The sequence below is a fragment of the Planktothricoides sp. SR001 genome, assembly GCF_001276715.1.
GTDB classification, from domain to species: domain Bacteria; phylum Cyanobacteriota; class Cyanobacteriia; order Cyanobacteriales; family Laspinemataceae; genus Planktothricoides; species Planktothricoides raciborskii.
The window spans coordinates 7,734-28,602 of record NZ_LIUQ01000068.1 but is presented as its reverse complement, the minus strand read 5'-3'; the positions used below and the strand labels follow the sequence as shown (position 1 = coordinate 28,602).

General features: G+C 45.2%; 19 protein-coding genes and 2 pseudogenes. 16 read left to right on the top strand and 5 right to left on the bottom strand.

Annotated elements, in window-relative coordinates:
- The 4 genes and pseudogenes from AM228_RS25630 to AM228_RS35730 all read right to left on the bottom strand — a co-directional run.
- Positions 1-496 (bottom strand): tetratricopeptide repeat protein (locus AM228_RS25630; protein WP_156332059.1); only part of this gene is annotated, 496 nt, incomplete at its 3' end.
- Between the two features lie 190 nt (positions 497-686).
- Positions 687-776, bottom strand: a pseudogene (locus AM228_RS37035) (CHAT domain-containing protein); the annotation flags it as partial.
- Between the two features lie 73 nt (positions 777-849).
- A pseudogene (locus AM228_RS30290) lies at positions 850-1,168 on the bottom strand (RNA-guided endonuclease InsQ/TnpB family protein); the annotation flags it as partial.
- Positions 1,162-1,359, bottom strand: a complete 198-nt coding sequence (locus tag AM228_RS35730; protein WP_354636453.1) for a recombinase family protein — start codon at positions 1,357-1,359, stop codon at positions 1,162-1,164. The pseudogene AM228_RS30290 and the gene AM228_RS35730, both read right to left, overlap by 7 nt.
- Before the next feature lie 241 nt (positions 1,360-1,600).
- Here AM228_RS35730 and AM228_RS25620 point away from each other — a divergent pair, with 241 nt between their 5' ends.
- From AM228_RS25620 to AM228_RS25540, 16 genes are all read left to right on the top strand, one after another.
- Positions 1,601-1,852 (top strand): PleD family two-component system response regulator, encoded by a 252-nt coding sequence (locus AM228_RS25620; protein WP_054469757.1) that lies wholly within the window; start codon positions 1,601-1,603, stop codon positions 1,850-1,852.
- Between the two features lie 40 nt (positions 1,853-1,892).
- The gene (locus tag AM228_RS34560) at positions 1,893-2,039 is read left to right on the top strand and encodes a hypothetical protein (RefSeq protein WP_190880941.1); all 147 of its coding nucleotides are present in this window, start codon (positions 1,893-1,895) and stop codon (positions 2,037-2,039) included.
- 116 nt (positions 2,040-2,155) lie between these two features.
- Positions 2,156-2,743 carry an IS607 family transposase gene (locus AM228_RS25610; protein WP_054469755.1) on the top strand — a complete coding sequence of 196 codons (588 nt, stop codon included), beginning with the start codon at positions 2,156-2,158 and terminating at the stop codon, positions 2,741-2,743.
- A complete protein-coding gene (locus AM228_RS30285; RefSeq protein WP_197285418.1) occupies positions 2,652-3,287 on the top strand; it encodes a helix-turn-helix domain-containing protein in 636 nt (211 codons plus the stop codon). Before AM228_RS25610 ends, AM228_RS30285 begins: the two co-directional genes overlap by 92 nt.
- Before the next feature lie 39 nt (positions 3,288-3,326).
- The gene (locus AM228_RS34555) at positions 3,327-3,656 is read left to right on the top strand and encodes a hypothetical protein (protein ID WP_197285417.1); all 330 of its coding nucleotides are present in this window, start codon (positions 3,327-3,329) and stop codon (positions 3,654-3,656) included.
- Between the two features lie 534 nt (positions 3,657-4,190).
- Entirely contained in the window at positions 4,191-5,966 is a 1,776-nt protein-coding gene (locus AM228_RS25595; RefSeq protein ID WP_054469754.1) for a protein-glutamate O-methyltransferase CheR, read from the top strand.
- A 371-nt stretch (positions 5,967-6,337) separates the two neighbouring features.
- Entirely contained in the window at positions 6,338-7,582 is a 1,245-nt protein-coding gene (locus AM228_RS35720; protein WP_054469753.1) for a chemotaxis protein CheW, read from the top strand.
- A 149-nt stretch (positions 7,583-7,731) separates the two neighbouring features.
- Positions 7,732-8,049: a hypothetical protein gene (locus AM228_RS25585; RefSeq protein ID WP_197285416.1), complete on the top strand. Its 318-nt coding sequence runs from the start codon at positions 7,732-7,734 to the stop codon at positions 8,047-8,049.
- Positions 7,967-8,710 (top strand): methyl-accepting chemotaxis protein, encoded by a 744-nt coding sequence (locus AM228_RS25580; RefSeq protein ID WP_197285415.1) that lies wholly within the window; start codon positions 7,967-7,969, stop codon positions 8,708-8,710. The genes AM228_RS25585 and AM228_RS25580 overlap by 83 nt, the downstream gene beginning before the upstream one ends.
- A gap of 121 nt (positions 8,711-8,831) precedes the next feature.
- Positions 8,832-9,209 carry a PleD family two-component system response regulator gene (locus AM228_RS25575; protein WP_054469750.1) on the top strand — a complete coding sequence of 126 codons (378 nt, stop codon included), beginning with the start codon at positions 8,832-8,834 and terminating at the stop codon, positions 9,207-9,209.
- Between the two features lies 1 nt (position 9,210).
- Positions 9,211-11,622 (top strand): chemotaxis protein CheA, encoded by a 2,412-nt coding sequence (locus AM228_RS25570; RefSeq protein WP_054469749.1) that lies wholly within the window; start codon positions 9,211-9,213, stop codon positions 11,620-11,622.
- 204 nt (positions 11,623-11,826) lie between these two features.
- Positions 11,827-12,297: a chemotaxis protein CheW gene (locus AM228_RS25565; protein ID WP_054469748.1), complete on the top strand. Its 471-nt coding sequence runs from the start codon at positions 11,827-11,829 to the stop codon at positions 12,295-12,297.
- A 131-nt stretch (positions 12,298-12,428) separates the two neighbouring features.
- Positions 12,429-14,534, top strand: coding sequence for a methyl-accepting chemotaxis protein (locus AM228_RS25560; RefSeq protein ID WP_054469747.1), 2,106 nt, complete (start codon positions 12,429-12,431; stop codon positions 14,532-14,534).
- A gap of 936 nt (positions 14,535-15,470) precedes the next feature.
- A complete protein-coding gene (locus AM228_RS25555) occupies positions 15,471-18,470 on the top strand; it encodes a HEAT repeat domain-containing protein (RefSeq protein WP_054469746.1) in 3,000 nt (999 codons plus the stop codon).
- 258 nt (positions 18,471-18,728) lie between these two features.
- The gene (locus AM228_RS25545; protein WP_054469744.1) at positions 18,729-19,577 is read left to right on the top strand and encodes a protein-glutamate O-methyltransferase CheR; all 849 of its coding nucleotides are present in this window, start codon (positions 18,729-18,731) and stop codon (positions 19,575-19,577) included.
- A 51-nt stretch (positions 19,578-19,628) separates the two neighbouring features.
- A complete protein-coding gene (locus tag AM228_RS25540; RefSeq protein WP_054469743.1) occupies positions 19,629-20,675 on the top strand; it encodes a chemotaxis response regulator protein-glutamate methylesterase in 1,047 nt (348 codons plus the stop codon).
- On the opposite strand, the gene AM228_RS35715 is transcribed toward AM228_RS25540, so the two are convergent.
- On the bottom strand, positions 20,676-20,869 hold a 194-nt coding region (locus tag AM228_RS35715), incomplete at its 5' end, for a hypothetical protein (RefSeq protein ID WP_231636948.1).

Below are 20,869 nucleotides of genomic sequence, written 5' to 3'. Positions count from 1 at the left end.
GATCGCCGATTTCACGGGCAATAGTTAAAGACTGTTGATAAAACTCAATTGCTTTTTGATATTGTCCTAAGTCACTGTAAGCAAGACCCAAACCTATGAGAGCATTTCCTTCTCCATTGCGATCGCCGATTTCACGTTTAATAGTTAAAGACTGTTGATAAAACTCTTCTGCTGCTTTTTGATATTGTCCTAAGCTATTGTAAGCATTACCCAAACCTATGAGAGCATTTCCTTCTTCATTGCGATCGCCGATTTCACGGAAAATGTTTAATGCAGTTTCTAAAGACTGAATTGCGGCTTGGTATTGGCTAGTTGTATATTGTTGTCTTCCCTGATTTAATAATCGGTCTGCTTCGGCTTTTCGTTCTGTAACGGTTTGGGCGAATACTCCATTACCCATCTCAAATTTTTTCCCCAATAGGAGTGGAGAGGGAATTGTTAGGGTTAAACTGGTTAATAAAGTGAATAAAGCGATTAATCCTAGACGTGGGTTCATGGTACTGGGGTAGATACTTCAGGTATTAGTATCAATTTAACCTCGTTTTTGGCGAGCGGCAAGATTATTAAAAAATTGTTATTAAATTTATTAAAATTTTACATTTTTTTTACCTATCTGCCAGGGAGGGCGGGTTGCTACCTCTATGTTGATAGTAGTAAAAGAAAACCTACCTGGGATTGGGGAGATATTATTCTGCTTGACCCATTAAAGCAAATGCCGCCCAAAAATAAGGATTGGGATTTTGATTTTTCATCGTTAACATCGCTTGTCGTAACGTTTGGGCTTTGTCCGGTGTCTATACTGATGCCTTTCCATCACGCTTGCTTACACGGCTGAACTATCCGCGTTTTCTAAATTAATTTAATTGCCGCATTTAAGTCACGATAAGAGTGAGATGTGAAAGTTCGGACAATCATACTGTCTTTGATCTAGTGGCATTTTTTGTCGGTGTCCGCAATTGCAACATATCTGTGAACTGGGATACCAGGGGTCAATCAGCGTTAATTTGCTCCCATACCACTCGCATTTATACTCAAGCTGACGACGAAACTCATAAAACCCACCATCAGCAATAGCACCAGCCAGCTTGTGATTTTTTAGCATCCCTGACACATTTAAGTCTTCGATTTTGACTTCACCGTGATTCTTGGCTAAGTAAGTTGTTAATCTTGGATAATTTCATGCTCCCAGCCATTTTGAGCGCAGAACAATTCAATAATTTCCTTTTGACGTTCTAGGTCTTGTTTCTGGTCGTGACTACTGACTCGTGCATAACCGATTGTATAGGCTCTATGAGATTCAACAGCCAGTAATTGAGACATAGAGTGTCTCCGATGACCAGACCCTCTACGCTCAGGGATTAATTTCCCTTCTGATTCCCAACGTCTTAATGTAGATGGTGATACTCTGCATAATTTTTGCTGCTTCGTAAATACTAAACTTACTCATAACCTTATGATAGCAAAAAAAACGAGTAAGTTTAACCAACTTTAGTCAGAAATTTAAACCCTGTCTCCAGCCCTAGATTATTTCATTAAAGCTGGTAAAATATCCCTGACGACTCCCGCCGATATTCCCTCTCCTATAGAACAATTCTTATTGGTGCGTTCAGCCTTAAAACTACCCAGGAAAAAACCTTTAATTGCCTGTATTGATGATAGCCCGATAACTGCCGAAAGATTGGAGCAAATTTTGCAACCCGCCGGGTTTAGAGTCCTAAAAATTAATAACCCAATGCAGGGATTTGCCAAGCTGGCCGAAGAAAAACCGGATTTGATTTTTCTAGATGTGGTCATGCCGCAAACCAGCGGTTATAATGTATGTAGCTGTTTTACGGCAGAGTTCTTTGTTTAGGGACACGCCGATTATTATTCTAACCAGCCAAAATGGATTAATGGATCGAACCAAAGCTAAATTGAATGGGGCGTCGGACTTTTTATCCAAACCACCCGACCTCCATCAAGTTCTGGAAATTGTTAAAAAATACTTGCAACAAAGTTCGAGAGAAAACTTGCCCGTCGGTTCCCCAGCAATCGCCTAAAGCCCGGATGCAGGATCAATCATAGAGTCTCTTCCTGGCGCGCCAATTCACTGAACAACGATTGACAAAGCTGAACAATTGCGTTAAGCTAGACGAGTACACAACAAGCGAGCTAAATGCCGAAATATACATCACCAAGTGAAACCTCTCAATACTTTGGTGTATGCTTACATACCCTAAGAAGATGGGAAAGAGACGGCAAGATTCAAGCCATAAGAACACCATCAGGGCAGAGGCGATATGATATTGCGTCTTACACGGGAATTTCAAACGAGAGAACGCAACGGGCAATTATCGCTTACGCCCGCGTTTCAAGCCGTGGACAAAAAGCAGACCTCGATCGCCAAGCTGCAAAATTACTCGAACTCTACCCTAACGCCGAGCTCGTCACTGATATCGCCAGTGGTCTTAATTTCAAAAGAAAAGGACTTAGAGCCATTTTGGAGCGAGTCCGTCAAGGCGATGTCGGATTTATTGTGGTTGCCCACAGAGACAGACTTGTCCGTTTCGGGTTTGATCTCATTTCCTGGTTGTGTGAACTTGACGGCACAAAAATCTTGGTTCTCAACCAAGACAGTTTATCCCCAGAACGAGAATTGGTTGAGGACATCCTTGCCATTGTTCACATCTTCAGTCGCCAACTCTACAGACTTACAAAATATAAGTCTGCAATCAAAGAAGATCCGGATTTATCCCAGTCCTGAACTGGAAAAAATTTGGAAAAAATGGCGGGCGGCTTGCCGTTATTGTTTTAACCAAGCGATCGCCATGCAGCGTCAATCAACGACTCGGATTGGTAAGCTAAAATTGCGAAATCTGGTCATGCAATCGGATTTACCTCAGTGGGTTAAAGAAACGCCTTGCCATATCAGACAAAATGCTATCTTTGACGCACATCAAGCCTATAAAGCGAGCCGTGATGCCCGATTCCGAAGTGTCCGTAACCCCCGACAGACCATCAAATTCAATGATGACAATTTCACCAAAGGAACATGGTATAGCAGGTTAACAAATACGCTTAAGTTTAAGGCAAGTGAACCTATACCAGATAAATGGGATTATGGCACTCAATTGACTTATCGGCGTGGTAAATGGTTCGCTGTTTTTCCTGAACCTGTAATTAAAAGTCATACATCTTCAAGGAAAATAATTGCCTTAGACCCTGGGGTCAGAACTTTTTTGACTGGGTATGACGGCGATCGAGTCATTGAAATTGGCAACGGCGACATGGGTCGAATTACTCGATGATGTCAACACGAATATGATTTAATTAGTCGCTCGACTAAAGTGAATGCCAAACGACGCCGTTCCATGAGAAAAGCGGCTAATCGGATTCGAGAAAAGATCCAAAACTTAATTGACGAAGTGCATAAAAAAGCAGCCCATTACCTGACTAATAACTATGGATTAATTTTTCTACCTCGCTTTGAGTCTTCCCTTATGGTAGCCAAGTCAAGAAGAAAAATTAGGTCTAAAACAGTCAGAAGTATGCTGACTTGGGGAGCCTGTGCGGTCTTGGGGTTTCCCCAAGTGGAGCAGCTAAAATACTCTGGCTTCAAACATCCCCAGCACCTTACCCTCGATTGTCTCGAAGATCGCCGTCAACATCTTGGCTAAAACATCTTGGCTAAAACATCTTGGCTAAAACATCTTGGCTAAAACATCTTGGCTAAGACATCTTGGCTAAGACATCTTGGCTAAGACATCTTGGCTAAGACATCTTGGCTAAGACATCTTGGCTAAGACATCTTGGCTAAAACATCTTGGCTAAAACATCGCCATTTTTTGTTATAAATAGTCAAAGAGTGCGATCGGGAATGAGAAACATTGAATGCAATCCTTGGTAGGATCTCAAGGCAGTGCCTAAATAATTAGGCCAATTAGACCTCAAAGGGGTGTGCGAACCTCAGAGGGCTGATGCGCGGTGTCGTTTGAGTATCCTAGATTATGGCCGCTATGTTGCCTCTGATAGAATACCTAACTCTTGGTTTTTAGTTTGAAGTCTTAATTTGAATTCTTAATTTGAATTCTTAATTTGAATTCTTAATTTGAATTCTTAATTTGATCGCTGTCGCACAATTTTTTTTGGATGAGTTGGTATAAAAAAGCCAGAAGCTTACCTTTATTAAACGCCATTAAAAAACTATTCTAATGAATCAATTTTTAATCGAGCATTTTGTTAAAATCATTGCCCATAATACGGGGTTATTCATTCGCCCCCAAGATTGGCACACTTTACAGAGAAAGCTTTTGGTGCGTGTCAACGCCTTAAAATTATCTTCTTTAGAAGAGTATTATCAGCTTTTAAGCAAAGATACTTACCAAAATCGAATCCAATTACAGCTTTCTTCTCCTTTTTCTTATCCTTTGAAACCGGCGATGGACAATGGTGATAATGGGCTATCATCAGAAATGGGCGGTCAAAAGGAATGGAAAGAACTGCTGCAACTGTTGACCACTGGAGAAAGTTATTTTTTTAGAGATTCTGGTCAATTTTTATTGTTAAAGAATATCATTTTGCCCGAATTAATTGCCGAGCAAAGAAAAGTCTGGCAGCAACAGGGAAAAGATCGGCCTACCTTGCGAATCTGGAGTGCGGGCTGCTCAACGGGTGAAGAACCTTATTCTTTGGCGATTTTACTCACAGAAATAATTCCCGATTGGCAATTTTGGCATCTGCATATTGTAGGCACGGATATTAATAGCGATTCGATCAAAAAAGCCAAAAAAGGACTATATGGTTCTTGGTCATTTCGCACCGTGGATGAGCAGAAAAAAAATTCTTATTTTATTCCGGGAAAAAGTGGCTGGCAAATCAAAGATTCAATTAAGCAGTTAGTCAAGTTTGAATATGGTAATTTAGTCAAGGATAATTTCCCAGATTTTAGCGCCGATATCGCTAATATAGATTTGATTGTCTGCCGCAATGTTTTTGTCTATTTTGAAGCGGAGGCGATCGCCCATGTGCTGAGAAAATTTTATCAGACCTTAAGACCGGGGGGCTATTTGTTCACTGCCCATGCAGAACTTTATGGTCAGCAACTTGATGGGTTTTCGACGAAAGTTTTTCCGGAATCGGTGGTTTATCAACGACCCTTAGTGTCAGACTTTGTAGACACCCATCCGGGACATACCGGAGAACTACAACTGCCACACAAAGGTCAGATCGCAGTGGATCTCCCTAATGGGCGATCGGCTGATTTTTCTAACTCGTTATCTTCATCTTACTTACATCCCACCCATCACCCGAAAGCCCACAACTCTCGGTTGAAACATCATTTAATCAATCCCAAGCTGGATGCAAATATGACGCCAATTGCTTCGGGCAGCCCTCACGATTCTTTATCCTTGAGTATCGTGCCGCCCATTGCGGAACCCTTGGAATTAGGGGCTTTAGAATCAGAGGTCAGCCTCTCGTCAGCGGAAACATCCGTGGATGTCAAACTGGAAGAACTCAATTTACTGTTTAAAACCCATCAATATTCTGAAGTCATTAAAATCGCCAAAAAAATAATTAGTGTAGATCCGAACAATTGTGAAGCTTATTATCTGCTGGCGAAAACTTTTGCCAATTTAGGGAACTATCTAGAAGCCGAAAAATATTGTCATCAGGCAATTAAACTAAACTATAACTGGATTGAACCTTATTATCTGATGGCAGGCATCGCGGAAGAAAAAGGAGATGTGGATACGGCTAAGTCTATTTTAAGAAAAATTATCTATTTATTTCCTTCTTCAATTGATGCTTATTTGCAAATTGCAGAACTTTACGAAAAAGAAGGGGATTTTACTAGAGCCAAGAAAATGAGAATTAATGTAATTTTTTTGTTAGAAAAAATGCCGATTAATACCTGGATTGGCCGGGAAGATGATCAAATCAAAGTCGAAGATTTATTAAAGTATATGAAAAAACTATTAGTAGATTAAGGTTTTTTCGCGGCTAATGGTCTGATGCTTTGTGATGCTTTGGGCTGAGAGGAGGCTCTCAGTCCGGTAAAAATCGGGGAAAGCCCCCTAAGCTGGGGGCAGAGGCGAGGAATAACTAGGGTTTTTACGCCCATTACATCCTTGATATACCCGCCGATTATACTTGGATTAAGTCTTAAATTTTTGTTAAATTTTTGTTAAATTTTTGGGCAAATTTGTCTTGAGAAAAACCGGCTTGACTGGGGGATAATTCAGGCCAACTTCCGCCCCCTGAATTTTTACTATAACTGGCTTTCAAATACCTCCAATAATGATATATTTAAACAGAAGCTTTTACAAGCCGGTTTAATCAATGACTCAGAATTGTTACAATGGAACATAAATCTTATTTAATCTTTAAACTTAATCAACATCGTTATGGTTTGGAAACATCTGTGGTGCAAGAAATTTTCTTCTTGCCAGAGTTGACTCCGGTTGAAGAGGCTCCACGGGATATTGTGGGTGTATTGAATTTGCGGGGAAATATTTTGCCCGTGATGGATTTGGCGTTGCGGTTTGGCCATCGCTCGATGGAATACCAGATTACGGATAGCGTGATTGTGATCCAGTGGCAAGGCTTCAGTGTGGGCATAATTGTTAACGCCGTTGAAGAAGTGAAAGAAATTGAAACAGCCCTGATCCAGACGCAAATTTCTTACGGACGCAAAATTACCACGGAAGCACACCATTTTGTCGCGGGTTTTGCCAAACTCAATACGGATATTGTCACCTTACTCAATCCTCAAAATCTGATCGAGTATTCTGAAGTGGTGAATCCCCTGATTCCCTTTCCAGGCAAAAAGAATCCTTCTCTGAGGCAAAGTGGTTCTGAAGATCCAGAGTTGGTGGATCGATTTGACCCAGAAGCAGAGATGACTCCTATTGCTGGAACCTCGGACCCCCAAAAAAAGTATCGCTTCGGGGCGCTTCGCGAAGCCCCCAAAGCAATACCTGGGGCTGAAACAATGTCAGGGGCTTCCCGGGACAAAAGCACCGAGTTGCCCGATCGCGGCGATCCTCGGGTTGATGGTTATGAGTATTTTTGTCCCGAAGCCACTCTGGAAGAACGAGCGATTTTTCGGGAGCGGGCGGCTAATTTAATTTTAGCCAGCGATCGCCAAGATATTGCTGGTTTAATGTCTTTAGCCGTGGTGATGTTAAATGGAGAATACTTTGGCTTGGATCTCAACTTAGTCCGGGAGTTTACGGAGATCCGACAAATCACTCCAGTTCCTTGTTGTGCAGATTTTATTCTGGGTAATATGAACCTGCGAGGTGAAATTGTCACCTTAGTAGATATTCGCCAGTTTTTAAACCTCTCTGGGGACGGCGTGAATGACGTAGCCAAAGCGATGGTTGTGCATCTGAAAGATATTGTGGCGGGAATTACGATTGATGAAGTCTGTGATGTGATTTACCTCCAGCCATATGAGATTAAGGCCGCACCGACTTCTGGACATTCCGGCAATAATGAATATCTACGGGGAACGGCTCCCTACCGAGACAAAATCCTTGGATTGATTGATTTTAATAAAATGATTACAGAGCATGAATTAGTAGTGAATCAAGAAGGCTAAACGATTTCGCGATCATCTCCGTTAAAAATTCGCTACACCGCTCTCTAATCAGAAACAGTTGGGTGAAATTATTCAGCAAACTACACAACAGTTGACCCAAGAGACTTCCGAAGCTAATCCAAAAATGCCAAAAAGTAATCTGGTGGCTCATGTTTTACAATACAACGTTTACCCAGTCCAACCAACTCACCAATGCCCTAGATCCCTTGATTTTTCAAGCGGATCAAATTCAATCGGTGCAAGAGATGACGGCTTCAAGAGCGATCGCTCAGTTGCGTTGGATCATCGTTGGCGGTACTTTTATCTTTGGGATCGTAGCGATCGGACTCAGTACATGGCTAACACGCTCGGATTTCTGGCAGAATTACCGAGTCAATGAATATCATGGCGGCCTCAGCGAGTCAGATTGCCACTACCGTAGAACAACAAGAACGCACCACCGTGGGTCAATCCAATTCGGTGAATAAAACCACGGTGACTATTGAGCAGTTAAATGTCTCTTCTCAACAAACCACCAAACAAGCAGAAATTGCTGCTAACCGAGTGCGAGAAGTTTTGGCACTGGTGGAGCAATACCCAGAATTCCTGGTTGCTCAAGACCCAACTCTCAAACAAATTATGAATGGGATTTCTCAGCAAATTTTGCGCTTGAGCGAACAGAGCAATCAGATTGCCAATATTTCTGATTTGGTCGGGGACATTGCCAGTCAGACTAATATGCTATCCCTGAATGCGGCTGTGGAAGCAGCCAGAGCCGGAGATCATGGGAAGGGGTTTGCGGTCGTGGCGGCGGAAATTCGCAAATTGGCGGAGCAAAGTAAACAATCTGCTAAAAAAATTCGCGAGATCGTCGGCCAGATCCAACGGTCGATGGAGTCTTCCGTCACCGTCACGGAACAAGCGAACCAAACGGTGAACAAAATTGTGTCAGCGATTAATGAAGTAGCCCTGAGTAATCAGCAAATCTCTATGAGCGCCAAACAGCAGCAAACTGCCCTGCAACAGATTGTTTTAGCGATGAACGAAATTAACCGCTTGGCGGCACAGATTGCGATCGGCATTTCCCAAGCCAAAAATACAACTAAAGAGTTAAACTTCGTAGTCCAAGATTTTCAGGACATGGTATAACCAAACAAGCCCAGGGAACTCATCAACCCAGCCACCTAAAATTGGAGTAACATTGATAACTCCATCCAAACTTAGTCCCATAAAGCTTGATTTTATTTGTACAACCTTAGAGGTAAATTGTATGAAAAAGATTTTGGTAATTGATGATTCTTCTACCATGCGACGGATGGTCAAAAAATCCTTAGAAAAAATAGAAAATGTTAAGTTCGATGAAGCCAGCAGTGGCCTGGAAGCGATCGAGCGTTTAGTCTTTGGTCCGGTTGATTTAATGGTATTAGACTTAAATATGCCGGATATGCATGGTTTAGAAGTCCTTAAATTTGTGCGGAACCACGAAAGCTACCGAGAAATCCCGGTAATTGTTTTAACAACCCGCAACGACGACGCCAGTTGTGTCGCCGCTTTAGCGGCTGGAGCTTCAAGATATATCACTAAACCATTTGAACCGCAAGTGCTATCGGCACAAGCCAACGTTTTGTTGAATTATCAAGAGGGATAAGATGTCTGAGAATGAAGGACAATCTCCATTTTTTGATGAATTCTTAGACGATTACTTTGCTGAAAGTGACACCCACCTCACGAGTATTCGGAGTAATTTACTTTCCTTAGAATCGTTGCTGGATCACATCATTAATGAACAATTAACTTCAGAAATAAAACTAGAGATGAAGTCTTTAGTGGATGAACTATTGCGGAGTTTTCATACTCTTAAAGGTTTGTCCGGGATGGTGGGCATCAAAGAGGCTGAAGCCTTGGCTCACCAACTAGAGAGTTGTCTTCGGGCTTTACGAGAGGAACAAGTTAGTCTTTCTCGGTCAGCGATGGAAGCGGTGATTGCTGGGGTGAAAGTGTTAGAAGAGACGATCGCCGCTCGTCGCACCAAAACCGAGCCCCCAAATATCAGCGCCATCATGGGGCAAATTGCCGCCCAGTTGCCCAGGAACGGCTTTAGGGGCGATTCACCCCTGGTCGCCCAGGAGCGGGGGAGCGGGGAAGGGAGCGGGAGAGCCGGAGGAGATATTTCCCCTCTGCCGTCGGCAGGCCCCTGTGCTCCTCTGCCGACGGCAAGCCCCCCTGCATCCCCGCCGCCCGCCCCAGAGGAGTCCCCGGTTCAATTAAAACCAGAGGAGTTGCAACGGTTACAAACGGCGATTACAAAAGGCGCTCAAGCGTGGCATATTGAGTTTTTCCCTGATCGCGAGCGAGCCGAACGGGGGATTAATGTCAACTATATTCGCAGTCGGTTGCAAGAAATTGGCGACTTAATTCATGCCTCGCCTCGGCTGGCGCCAGGGGGGAAAACTCTGTTTGATTTTGTGGTCGCTACCACCAGCGCCGATGAAAACTTGTTTCCCCATCCAGAACAGGATGGGATCGGCTATCGTCGCTTTTACCCTCCTGAGCCGGAAGCGATCGCCCCCGCCGAGGCGACAGAATCGGTCACCACCGAGGCAGAAACCCAGGCTCCCCCACCGATGACTCAGGCACCAATGACTCAGCAAGCAAAACCCCTAGAACCGACCGGAAAACCTACCGAAGAAACGCCAGTCACATCTCCCGAAGTCGGGGAAGAAGAAGTTACCGAAGCAGTGCCGACGCCCCGACCGGAAGGGACGCCTTCTAAGCGATCGCCCGGAGTCTCCGTGATGCCATCCAATGTGGTGCGGGTGGACTTAGCCCGACTTGACGATCTGATGCGGATGCTGGGAGAACTGGTGATTAGTCGAGCTCGCCTGGAAGATCAATTAGTTCGCCTGGGCAATACCGTCCCTACGAAGCATTTACGCCCCATTCGCGAAACCAGCCAAACTTTAGAGCGACAATTGCGAGATTTGCGCCAGGGCGTGATGCGAGTGCGCTTAGTGCCGATTGGTCAAATCTTTTCGCGGATGCAGTTTGTGGTGCGAGATGTGGCCAGAGAGACTCACAAGAAAGTTTACCTGGAGATTAAGGGAGAGGAGACAGAAATTGATAAGTATGTCGTCGAACGATTGATGGATCCGCTGTTACATATTGTCCGCAATGCCATTAGTCATGGGCTGGAATCGGAATCAGACCGATTACAATCGGGAAAACCGGCTCTGGGGAATTTAGCCCTGCGAGCGGCCACTTCCGGGGAAATGGTAATCCTGGAAATTGAAGATGATGGACGCGGGGTGGATGTTAACCAGGTGACAGAAAGGGCTAGAAAGATGAGCGTACTCGATTCTGAGACCCAGGTTGACCTGATATCTTTATTGGATATTTTATGTTTATCGGGCTTTTCCACGAAAGAGCAGGCGGATCTGACCAGCGGTCGAGGGGTGGGCTTGGCAGTGGTCAAAAATACGGTGCAGGAACTAGGCGGGGTTTTGTCGTTGACCACCGCCCCAGGACGCGGAACCAAGTTTACTATTGAACTGCCTTTAACCTTGGCGATCGCCGATGCCTTGATTGTTTCCGTAGGGGGGCAAACTTTTGCCGTGCCGGAGTCTTCCGTGCGGGAAGTGATTGAAGTGGAATCCCACAAGATTACCACCCTGGACAATTGGGAGCATAATGCTGCTTGTAATGCCGGCTTAGGCGGAAATCAAGGACTCTCGGAAGTCCAGCATCGCTATACCGAACTGCTTTCTTTTCGCCAAGATGTTTTGCCTCTCCGACGGTTAGCTCACCTGTTTGGCTTAAGTCAAATAGATCAAGATCGTTTCCATGCGGTGATTATTGGCAAAGATTTAAATACTGTCGGCATTATTGTGGATCGGATTATTGGTCGCCGGGAAATCGTGGTTCAACCTCTGAGCGATCCCTTAATTCAAGTTCCCGGTTTAGCCGGAGCCACAGAATTAGGGGATGGTCGGGTGGTGTTAATTCTGGATGTGTCGGCCTTAATTAGATTAAGTAAAGATAGTGAAAAATGGAGCCAAACCTAAGTTTTCCTAGGGAAACCTAATATTTCCCCAGGGATATTCCCCAGGGATACTAGGAATACTAGGCATATTCGGGAGATTAAGGATACTAGGGATTCCATACTGAATATTTTCACTGTTTCAGGCAATCCTAGAATTAATTCAGCAAAAATATCCGGTGTGAGTACACATTTAGTAAATCTAGAGAGATTTAATAACTGATAAATTATGAATTTAGATCAGCAATCATCAGAGCCTTTTATTTTGTTTGAAATTGCTCAGACAAATTATGCGATTCAGGCCAAGTTAGTCCAGCAAATGGAAATGATTGAAACGATTACTCCGGTGCCCAATGCGCCAAATTTTGTAGAGGGGGTGGTATTTTCCCGGGGACAAGTGATTCCGGTGATCAATTTACGCACTCGGTTAGGCTTAAAAAAAGCTGAATATAATCTGCGGACTCGCCTGATTGTGATTCAAACTGGCACCCGCACTGTGGGGGCGATCGCGGATAGTGCCAGAGAATTTGTTTCTATTCCCACAAATGCGATTCAACCCCCACCAGACGCGATCGGCGCTTCGAGCAAATATATTTCCGGAATTATCCGTCTCGGAGAAAGAATCATTCTGTTACTGAATGTGGAGCAACTCTTAACGATCGCAGATGAAATCACCGACTTGCCGACGGTTCGCTCTTGACGCCGGAAACCTCCGGAAATCTCGCTCGGTGATTCATCTGTAATTGGATCTGTAATTGGATCTGTAATTGGATCTGTAATTGGATCTGTAATTGGATCTGTAATTGAAATCAAACTTAGGAGAATTATCTTATGGCTCGCAAACCTAAACCCCAATATAATAGAAATTCATCTTCCGCAGCCCCTCAACAAGCTGACAATAATTTTGCGTTAGCGGCAGAAATTGCCCGCGTCCGGGATCAAGGCAATCAAGTCACGGCGTCGGCTAATGAAATTTATCAGATTTCTGAGGACGTGCAACAAGGCGCAACGGCTCAGTTGAAATCCCTGGAAGAAACCCGTAGTCAAACTCGGTCGATCGCTGTCACCTTGGCAGAAACCGCTCAACAAGCGGAGTCTTTGTTTAATTCCAGTGAAGAATTAGTCTCCTCGATCAATGAAATGGCCGCATCCAGCGAGCAAGTCTCTGGGAATTCATTACAGTTGACGGCGGCGATCCGCCAAGTCTCTAGCTCGATTCAAGAAACCAATATTTCCATTAAAAATGTGGCGGAAAATACTGATAGCATGGCGACTTCTGCCAATGAAGTCAGTGGCTCAGTGAATGAAATTGCCGCATCGATTAAAAGTGTGAGTCGGGATACGGATAGTCTGTCTAGTTCCATTAATGAAACTGCGGCGACCATTGAGGAAATGACCCGCTCGATTCAAAGTGTGTCCCAAAATGCCGATGATGTCACCGCAGCCGCAGAAGAAACTACCGCCTCCATGAATGAAATGGGGACTTCCATTGAACAAGTCTCGGCGACGATCGAAAATCTGGCCACCAGTGTCCAAGATGTCTCCACGTCAATGGAAGAAATGGGGCGATCGGTTCAGGGGGTAGCCCAAAATGCGGAACGCATTACCGATGTAGCCAATACCGCAGCAGTGAGTTCCCAAGAATTAGAGCGATCGATCCGCAGTGTAAATAATCTGACGAAACAAGCCTCGGAATTGACCACCAGAGTCACCCGCGATGCCCAAAATGGTGGGGAAACCATCCAAAAAGCGATTCAAGGTATGGGCCGGGTGCGGGATGCGATGGTGCAATCTGCTGATGTGATTAATGATATGGGCAAGCGCACCAGTGAAATTAGTTCGATTGTGGATACGATTAATTTGATTTCTGAACGGACGAATTTACTCTCCCTGAATGCCTCCATTGAAGCAGCCCGGGCTGGGGAGGCGGGACGAGGGTTCGCGGTGGTGGCGGAAGAAATCCGTAATTTAGCAGATCGCGCGGCTCAGGCAACTACGGAGATTGCTTCTATTATTAAAACGTTACAGGGGGTGGTTCAAGAAGCGATTAATGCGTCCACGGATGCGGTACGAGTGGCAGAACAGAGTTCGACTCAAGCGGAAGAAGGAGCTAAAGGGTTAAAAACCATTCTGAATGGGATTCAAGAAACCACCCAGGTGGTCGGACAAATTATGCGAGCCACAGAAGAACAACTGATCGCCGGTCAAAATGTGGTAAAGGCGATCGACACTACGGTGATTCAAGCTAAAGAAGTGGCTCAAGCCACCAAAGAACAAGCTAAATCCACCCAAACGATTGTGGACGCCACCTTGCAAATGCGGAAAATCACTCAGCAAGTGACCCAGGCGATGAACGAGCAAGCTCGTGCGGCTCGAGATGTTTTAAAAGCGGCACAAAATACCAATTCCTTGACCACCCAAGTCCGTAAAGCAGCGGCGGAACAGGTGAAAGGTTCGCAGCAAATTATGCAAGCAGTGGAATCCATGCGCCGAAGTGCTTCGACTACAGCCCGGGCTTTGTCAGAACAAGCCACCGCCAGCGAACAAATTTCTCAGGAGGTAGACCGACTGACTCGGATGATTGGCAATGTGAACAAGTCCATGAGTAGTCAATCCGTTGCCGCAGGTCAAATTACCCAAGCGGTGGAAAGTATGCGGCAGCAGTCGGAGCAACTGTCCAAAGCGATGACCGAACAATCTCGCACGATTAAGGACATGACCATTGCCGCCCAAAACGTGAATAAACAGATTAGTCAGATTACCAAGTCTAATCGGGATCATTCCCAGCTTGCAGCAGCCCAACTGGAAGCGATTCAGGAAATCACCACCATTGCCGAACGGAATGCTCAAGGGGTGAAAACGACCCAAAAAGCCGCCTCTTCTTTGCTAGAACGATCGAATCAATTGGCGATGATTATGGATCGCTTAAGTGATTGATTGGTGATATTTGACAGGAATCAAAGACAGGAATCAAAGGTGAGACTAGGCTTGATGAGCTTACCCTGGCAATTTACCTAAGTTTGACGACTCACACGACGACTCACACGACGACTCACACGACGACTCACAATCGGATATCACAATCGGATAAAATAAAGTCAATTGGTCAGGTTCAGTCCGGTGAAATAGCGAGCGATAATTTTGATTTTCCTCACATCCCCTGAGAACCGCCAGTCGGTTGAACGCAAGAGCAACCGATATTTAATCGGCAAGATCCGTGGGCAGGGATGACCGGATAATTTATTGTCACACATTCACCGGATTTGATCTTTTTGGATGGCAAAGTCGAAAAATCGTGGAAAAATCTCAGATTAGGTTCTTCTGGGAAACCACCGATCGCTGATTACCGATTTAGGCTTTTGAGGAGGAAGTTTAAGGCTTCTGAACCTTTCGGCAAAGGGGCGATTCCCCCCCCGCATTCGCGGGGGCAAGCTTCGGGATCCGCTGCGCGGCATCGCTCCTTTGTAATTAATGATTGGGGTAGACATTACCCCACACCCCTTAGCAATGGATTTAATCCAATGATTCAACAATCACAAAATTTAACCATATTGGTATTTTTATATAAAAGACATCACCCAATCAAAATAGACAATGTTAGACAAGGTTTTCTAATGTTAGACAAGGTTTTCTAATGTTAGAAAATTAATGGTCAAAAAATATTAGATTTTTTCAGGTTGTTTGTGAAAAATTTTGAACATATGGGGGTAAAAATACCCAATGGGATAAAACATAGAAATTTTGACCTAGGTCAAAATTTCTATGTTTCACAAATAAACAAGAAATAAAAATCTGAAAAAATCTGAAAAGAAATCTGAAAAGAAATCTGAAAAAATGAAGTGTAATTAATTTAATTCTGATTTGTTAGGCCTTATGTATTCGTTTAACTCTCAAATCTATATTCTAAAAACAGACAGAAATCTGACGGTGACTTCTTGGGATCCGCTGTTAGAACAGATTACCGGGCTGTCATCTACCACTGTGTGCGGCAAACCCTTGAATGTGATCGCGCCCAATATGGATTTAGGGGACTGGTTAGCCCGATTTCAACGGGTGTTAGATGAAGGGGAAATTCAAACCAACACCCCTCACTTCGATCAGCCCTTAATTCCTTGTGTCCCCACCAAGTCATCCGCCTATTTTCAACAAATGCAGCAGCGGGTGACGATTTCCCCCTGGCGAGAAGGCGATCGGATTCGCGGCACAACTATCAGTATCGAGGATGTCACCCCGCTGATGGATCTAGAACGAGAAATGGCCGAAAAATTGGCCAATCCCGATGAAACCATTCGCCTGCAAGCCGCGCAAGCTTTGGCCAATCAAAGCACTGATTTACCGGATAATCCTTTAGTATCCGCGATGGGCGATGAAAGTTGGCGGGTACGTCAGACCGCCGTGAATACCTTGGTGGTGCAAGCGCAAGAAACCACCATTAATCGCATCTTGAGCATCTTGCGCGAAGAACATACGAATCTAAGTGCGCTCAATAGTGCCTTGCAGGTCTTAGCCCTGAGTAATATTGATACTTTGCCGACGCTGATCGATTGGCTGACCCAAAGCGAAGATCCGGATCTGCGGATTTATACCGCTTTGTTGTTGGGAGAACAAAAAGACCCCCGCGCCATTCCCCCCCTGATTGCAGTTTTAAAAGATGAGGATATCAATGTCCGCTACCACGCGATCGAGGCTTTGGGGAACTTAAGGGCGGTGGAAGCGGTGGAAACCTTGGCGGAAATTGCCGAATCTCGGGATTTCTTTTTAGCGTTTCCGGCTTTGGAAGCTTTGATGCGGATTGGCGATCCCCTAGGGGCCGATCGCCTCGTCCCCCTGCTGGAAGATGAAATGCTGTGCGAACCCGCTGCTGGGGCTTTGGGAAAACTGGGGGATAAACAAGTCGTCGAGCCTTTAGCCCAGTTGTTGAATAGTCCAGATGGCCCAACGATCGCCATTTCTCGAGCCATTGCCACCCTCTATGAACGATATGAAAAAGTTTATGGGGAAGGACAGCATATTGCCGATTTAGCTAATCGTGGCATCAAGCAGCAAGGGGAATCTAATCTCATTGCTGCTTTATCGGAAGCGAAGGGGGAAGAACTCGTCGCTGTCACCCTACTGTTAACTTGGCGTTCCGGTCTGGCAGTGGAACAAGCTTTAACGCAACTCTTGGGCGAACCCATCGTCCGCTCAATGGTGATGGAAACCTTGGTTAACTATGGCCGACAAGGAAAAGACATTCGCTCGCGGGTCTGCAATCTGTTAATTGAACAACTGACCGCCGAGCAGTTAGAAACTCGTCGCTGCGCGGTGGTGATTTTGGGACAAATTGGCGATCCCTTGGCCGTGCCAGCCCTGACGGTTGTGTTGGGGGATATTGACAGTCAGCGGATCAATCCCCCCCTTGATTCCCCCCAAAGTGCTATTGATTCAACTTTTGCCTCTGAGTCCTCATTAGAATTATCCCTGGCTGAACAAGAGCAAAGACGGCTGTGGATTATTTTGGAGCGTTTGGCTCATTTGCCCACAGATCCAGAATTAATTATTGTTGCGGCTGAGGCTTTGGCCAAAATAGGCGATCGCCGGTCGTTTGAAGCCCTGATGTCCTTGTTGGGTAATGGGGACGCAGGCGTCCGTCAAGCAGCGATCGCCGCTTTAAATTCTCTCGGTCATCCCGATATGTCCGGGCAAATTTTCCAGCGCTTACAGGATGAAAACCCCAAAGTCCGGGAATCAGCGGTGAAAATTGCTGGTTACTTTGCTTGGCCAAATTGTGTCGATTTGCTTTTGCAGTTATGTCACGACCCTAATAATCGCGTCCGTCGGGCGGCGATCGAACATCTGCCTTATTTAGAAAGCGATCGGGTGATTGCGGCATTAGTCGAAGCCATCCACAATGAACAGCCCAATGTTCGAGCCTCCGCTGCCCGCGCTTTCGGTCAAATAGACCCAGAGACAGCCCTCCCCCATCTGCTCCAGGCTTTAAACGATATCGAACCCTGGGTACGATATTATAGTGCGCGGTCTTTGGGATGGCACGCGGATATTCAAGCCTTAGATCCTTTGTCTCGCTTAAGCCAGAATGATCCCGCTACTCATGTTCGGGCGGCGGCGATCGAAGCCCTGGGACAAATTGGTAAGTCTCTCGCTCAGAAAACCGAGTCTTTAGAGCTTCAGAATCAGATTAAAGCGACTTTGGTTCAAACCTTAGCTCCCCTCGCCACTTCAGGAAATAGTGAGGAAGATGTGGCGCGGACGGCGATCGCTGCCTTGGGAAGCATTGGTCATGCTGATGCTTTAACACCGTTGTTAGATCTCCTCAAATCTCCCTTGCCTACCAGACGGATTGATGCCTTAGAAATGCTGGGAACCTGTGGCAACGAGAGTGTGGTTGAGCCGATCGAAGAATTACTCAATGAGGAAAGTGAAACCAGAGTGGTGAATGTGGCCATTCAAACCCTGGGTGAATTGAGATCGGCATCAGCCACAACCACTTTAATTGAGCTTTTATGTCATTCACAATATCGGGAAGCGGCAATTTCCGCCCTCACCGCCAATGCTCTACCCCGGCATCAAAGCATATCAGGTTCTGCTCCTACCACTGAAGAACAAATCGAATGGCTGGCTAAAGGGTTGACTCACCCAGATCCAATGGTGCGATCGGGATTGGTGGAAGTGCTGACCCGATTTAAACATCCTCTCGCTTCCAGACTATTAGTGCAAGCCTTGGATGATACCGATGCCTCCGTTCGCTTATCCTGTATCCGAGCCCTGGCACACCTAGGTCATCGTGGTATCGAGGAAAAACTGCAAATGATGACTCGTAACGATCCCAATGCCAGAGTCCGTCGGGCAGCCCAAAAATTGCTCCAGGATTAACCTGCGATCAGCCTGCGATCGGCTCAGGGGCTTTCGGAGCAGAGGAGATCAGGGGCAGAGGAGACCGCCGTCGGCAGGGAAGATGAGGGGCTTTCGCTCCCGAAGCTCCCGAAGCACCCGAAGCTCCCGAAGCTCCCGAAGCTCCCGAAGCTCCCGAAGCTCCGAAAGCCGATGGCGGGCGCCGAAAGCCCTCCGACTCCTTGGCTAACTTGCTGGTTAAGCCAACAACAACCACTTATGATGACTGATTAGTTTGATATGGAATTTAATTCAGACTCTTTACACTTGTCCGGGACAACTTTTCAACTACTACGAGATTTAATTGAAACACATACAGGAGTTCATTACGATCAAAGCCAATGCCAAATACTACAAGATAAATTAGCTCCTCGGATTTTCACCTTGGGATTAGACTCGTTTTTGGACTACTATTATTTGCTAAAATATGATGCTGGAGCGAAAGAGGAGTGGATACAGTTGATGAATATTATTTCCGTGCCAGAAACATTTTTTTGGCGGGAGTTTGATCAAATTAAATCAATGGTTGATGTCTTAGTCCCCCAATATTTTGCCCAGGGAAATCAAGAACCTTTAAGAATTTGGAGTGCGGCCTGTGCCACGGGAGAAGAACCGTTAACCATTGCGATGGCTTTGAATGAAAAAGGTTGGTTTCATCAAGGTTTACCGATCGAGATTTATGCTAGTGATGGCAGTGCTAGATCGATTGAAATGGCCAAACGAGGTTTATACCGAGAACGTTCTTTTCGCAGTTTCCCTTTATATTTGCAAAAAAAATATTTTCAGCAGCAGGATCAAAACGCCTGGAAAATTCTTCCAGAAATTCATCAACGAGTCCAATGGTCTAATAGGAATTTGATGAGTGAACATGATGTCCGTCCTATGGCCACAGCGCCGTTTATTTTTTGCCGCAATGTGTTTATTTATTTTTCGCAGGAAGCCATCAAAAAAACCTTGCAGATATTTGCTCAAATGATGCCAGTGCCTGGTTATTTATTTGTGAGTGCTTCCGAATCTTTATTAAGGTTAACGAATGACTTTGATTTGGAGCAGATTAATGGAGCATTTGTGTATCAAAAAAAAGTATAATCATAGATTTTTAATGGTGAGTCAAAATATATTCTTCTATAGGTAATTTTTATGGATCGGGTGGTCAAAGTTTTAGTGGTGGATGATTCAGCTTATGTACGGAAAGTCGTGAAGCAAATGCTCTTACGCAGTCCGTTCATTGAAGTGGTGGGAGCTGCAACCGATGGAGAAGAAGCGTTAAACAAAGTCGAAGAACTCCAACCGGATGTGATTACATTAGACTTAATTATGCCCAATATGGATGGGGTGCAGTTTCTCAAAGCGCAAATGTCCAAGTTTCCTATTCCGGTGGTGATTGTTAGCATTGCTGATGAGGCGGGGGAAATGGCTTTAGCGGCTCTGAATGAGGGGGCTGTTGATTTTGTGCAAAAACCTACTGCACTGGCTAATGAAAAGATATTTGATCTGACTGAGGAGTTGATCGAGAAAGTCAAAGCGGCGGCGAAAGTCCATCCCAAGGGGATGCCAGCGAAAAAGTTCCTCCCAGAAGTTCAGCAGCCCATTGTCAAAACAATGACATCTAAATCCCTCGATTTAATTGCAATTGGGATTTCTACTGGCGGTCCACAAGCCCTCACCTATTTGATTCCCCAGTTGCCTAGGAATTTGCCCGTCCCAGTGGCGATTGTGTTGCATATGCCCGTGGGTTATACAAAACTTTATGCCGAACGACTGAATAACATTTCTGCGCTGACCGTGGTTGAGGCGGTGGAAGGAGAAGATTTGAAACCTGGAATGGTGATGATCGCACCCGCTGGCCGACATTTAACGTTTATTCGCAGGCCGGTGACAAATACGGTGATGACTCATTTGGATACTCGTCCTTTTGATACTTTGCATCGTCCTAGTGTGGATGTGATGTTTGAATCGGCGGCTGAAGTCTATCGCGACCGTGTTTTGGGCATTGTGATGACCGGAATGGGTAATGATGGCAAACAAGGTGCTGCCTGGATTAAATCCCAAGGGGGCATGATTTTTACTGAAGCAGAATCTAGTTGTGTGGTCTATGGTATGCCTCGGTCGGTGGTGGAAGCTGGGTTAAGCGATCGCGTGGTGACACTGGAAAATATGGCCAACGCGATTCTGGCTTTATTTTAATTAAGGGCGAAGCATTCGCGCATAGACATCAGGGTTGAAGTGACAAGATATCTGCGCGAATGCTTCGCCCCTAAAATATTGCCGATCGCCAGGTGAATGCAAATAACCAACCGCCCATAAAAAATAGCAAATAGCAAATAACCAAAGAATCCCTACCCAAACAACAACTAACAACAGGGAATAGGGAACAGGGA

Bases quoted from the DNA above. Each gene is read 5' to 3' on its own strand.
- AM228_RS34560 (WP_190880941.1), top strand. From the start codon at position 1,893: ATGGATCGAACCAAAGCTAAATTGAATGGGGCGTCGGACTTTTTATCC.
- AM228_RS25610 (WP_054469755.1), top strand. From the start codon at position 2,156: ATGCCGAAATATACATCACCAAGTGAAACCTCTCAATACTTTGGTGTA.
- AM228_RS25595 (WP_054469754.1), top strand. From the start codon at position 4,191: ATGAATCAATTTTTAATCGAGCATTTTGTTAAAATCATTGCCCATAAT.
- AM228_RS35720 (WP_054469753.1), top strand. From the start codon at position 6,338: ATGGAACATAAATCTTATTTAATCTTTAAACTTAATCAACATCGTTAT.
- AM228_RS25585 (WP_197285416.1), top strand. From the start codon at position 7,732: ATGTTTTACAATACAACGTTTACCCAGTCCAACCAACTCACCAATGCC.
- AM228_RS25580 (WP_197285415.1), top strand. From the start codon at position 7,967: ATGGCGGCCTCAGCGAGTCAGATTGCCACTACCGTAGAACAACAAGAA.
- AM228_RS25575 (WP_054469750.1), top strand. From the start codon at position 8,832: ATGAAAAAGATTTTGGTAATTGATGATTCTTCTACCATGCGACGGATG.
- AM228_RS25570 (WP_054469749.1), top strand. From the start codon at position 9,211: ATGTCTGAGAATGAAGGACAATCTCCATTTTTTGATGAATTCTTAGAC.
- AM228_RS25565 (WP_054469748.1), top strand. From the start codon at position 11,827: ATGAATTTAGATCAGCAATCATCAGAGCCTTTTATTTTGTTTGAAATT.
- AM228_RS25560 (WP_054469747.1), top strand. From the start codon at position 12,429: ATGGCTCGCAAACCTAAACCCCAATATAATAGAAATTCATCTTCCGCA.
- AM228_RS25555 (WP_054469746.1), top strand. From the start codon at position 15,471: ATGTATTCGTTTAACTCTCAAATCTATATTCTAAAAACAGACAGAAAT.
- AM228_RS25545 (WP_054469744.1), top strand. From the start codon at position 18,729: ATGGAATTTAATTCAGACTCTTTACACTTGTCCGGGACAACTTTTCAA.
- AM228_RS25540 (WP_054469743.1), top strand. From the start codon at position 19,629: ATGGATCGGGTGGTCAAAGTTTTAGTGGTGGATGATTCAGCTTATGTA.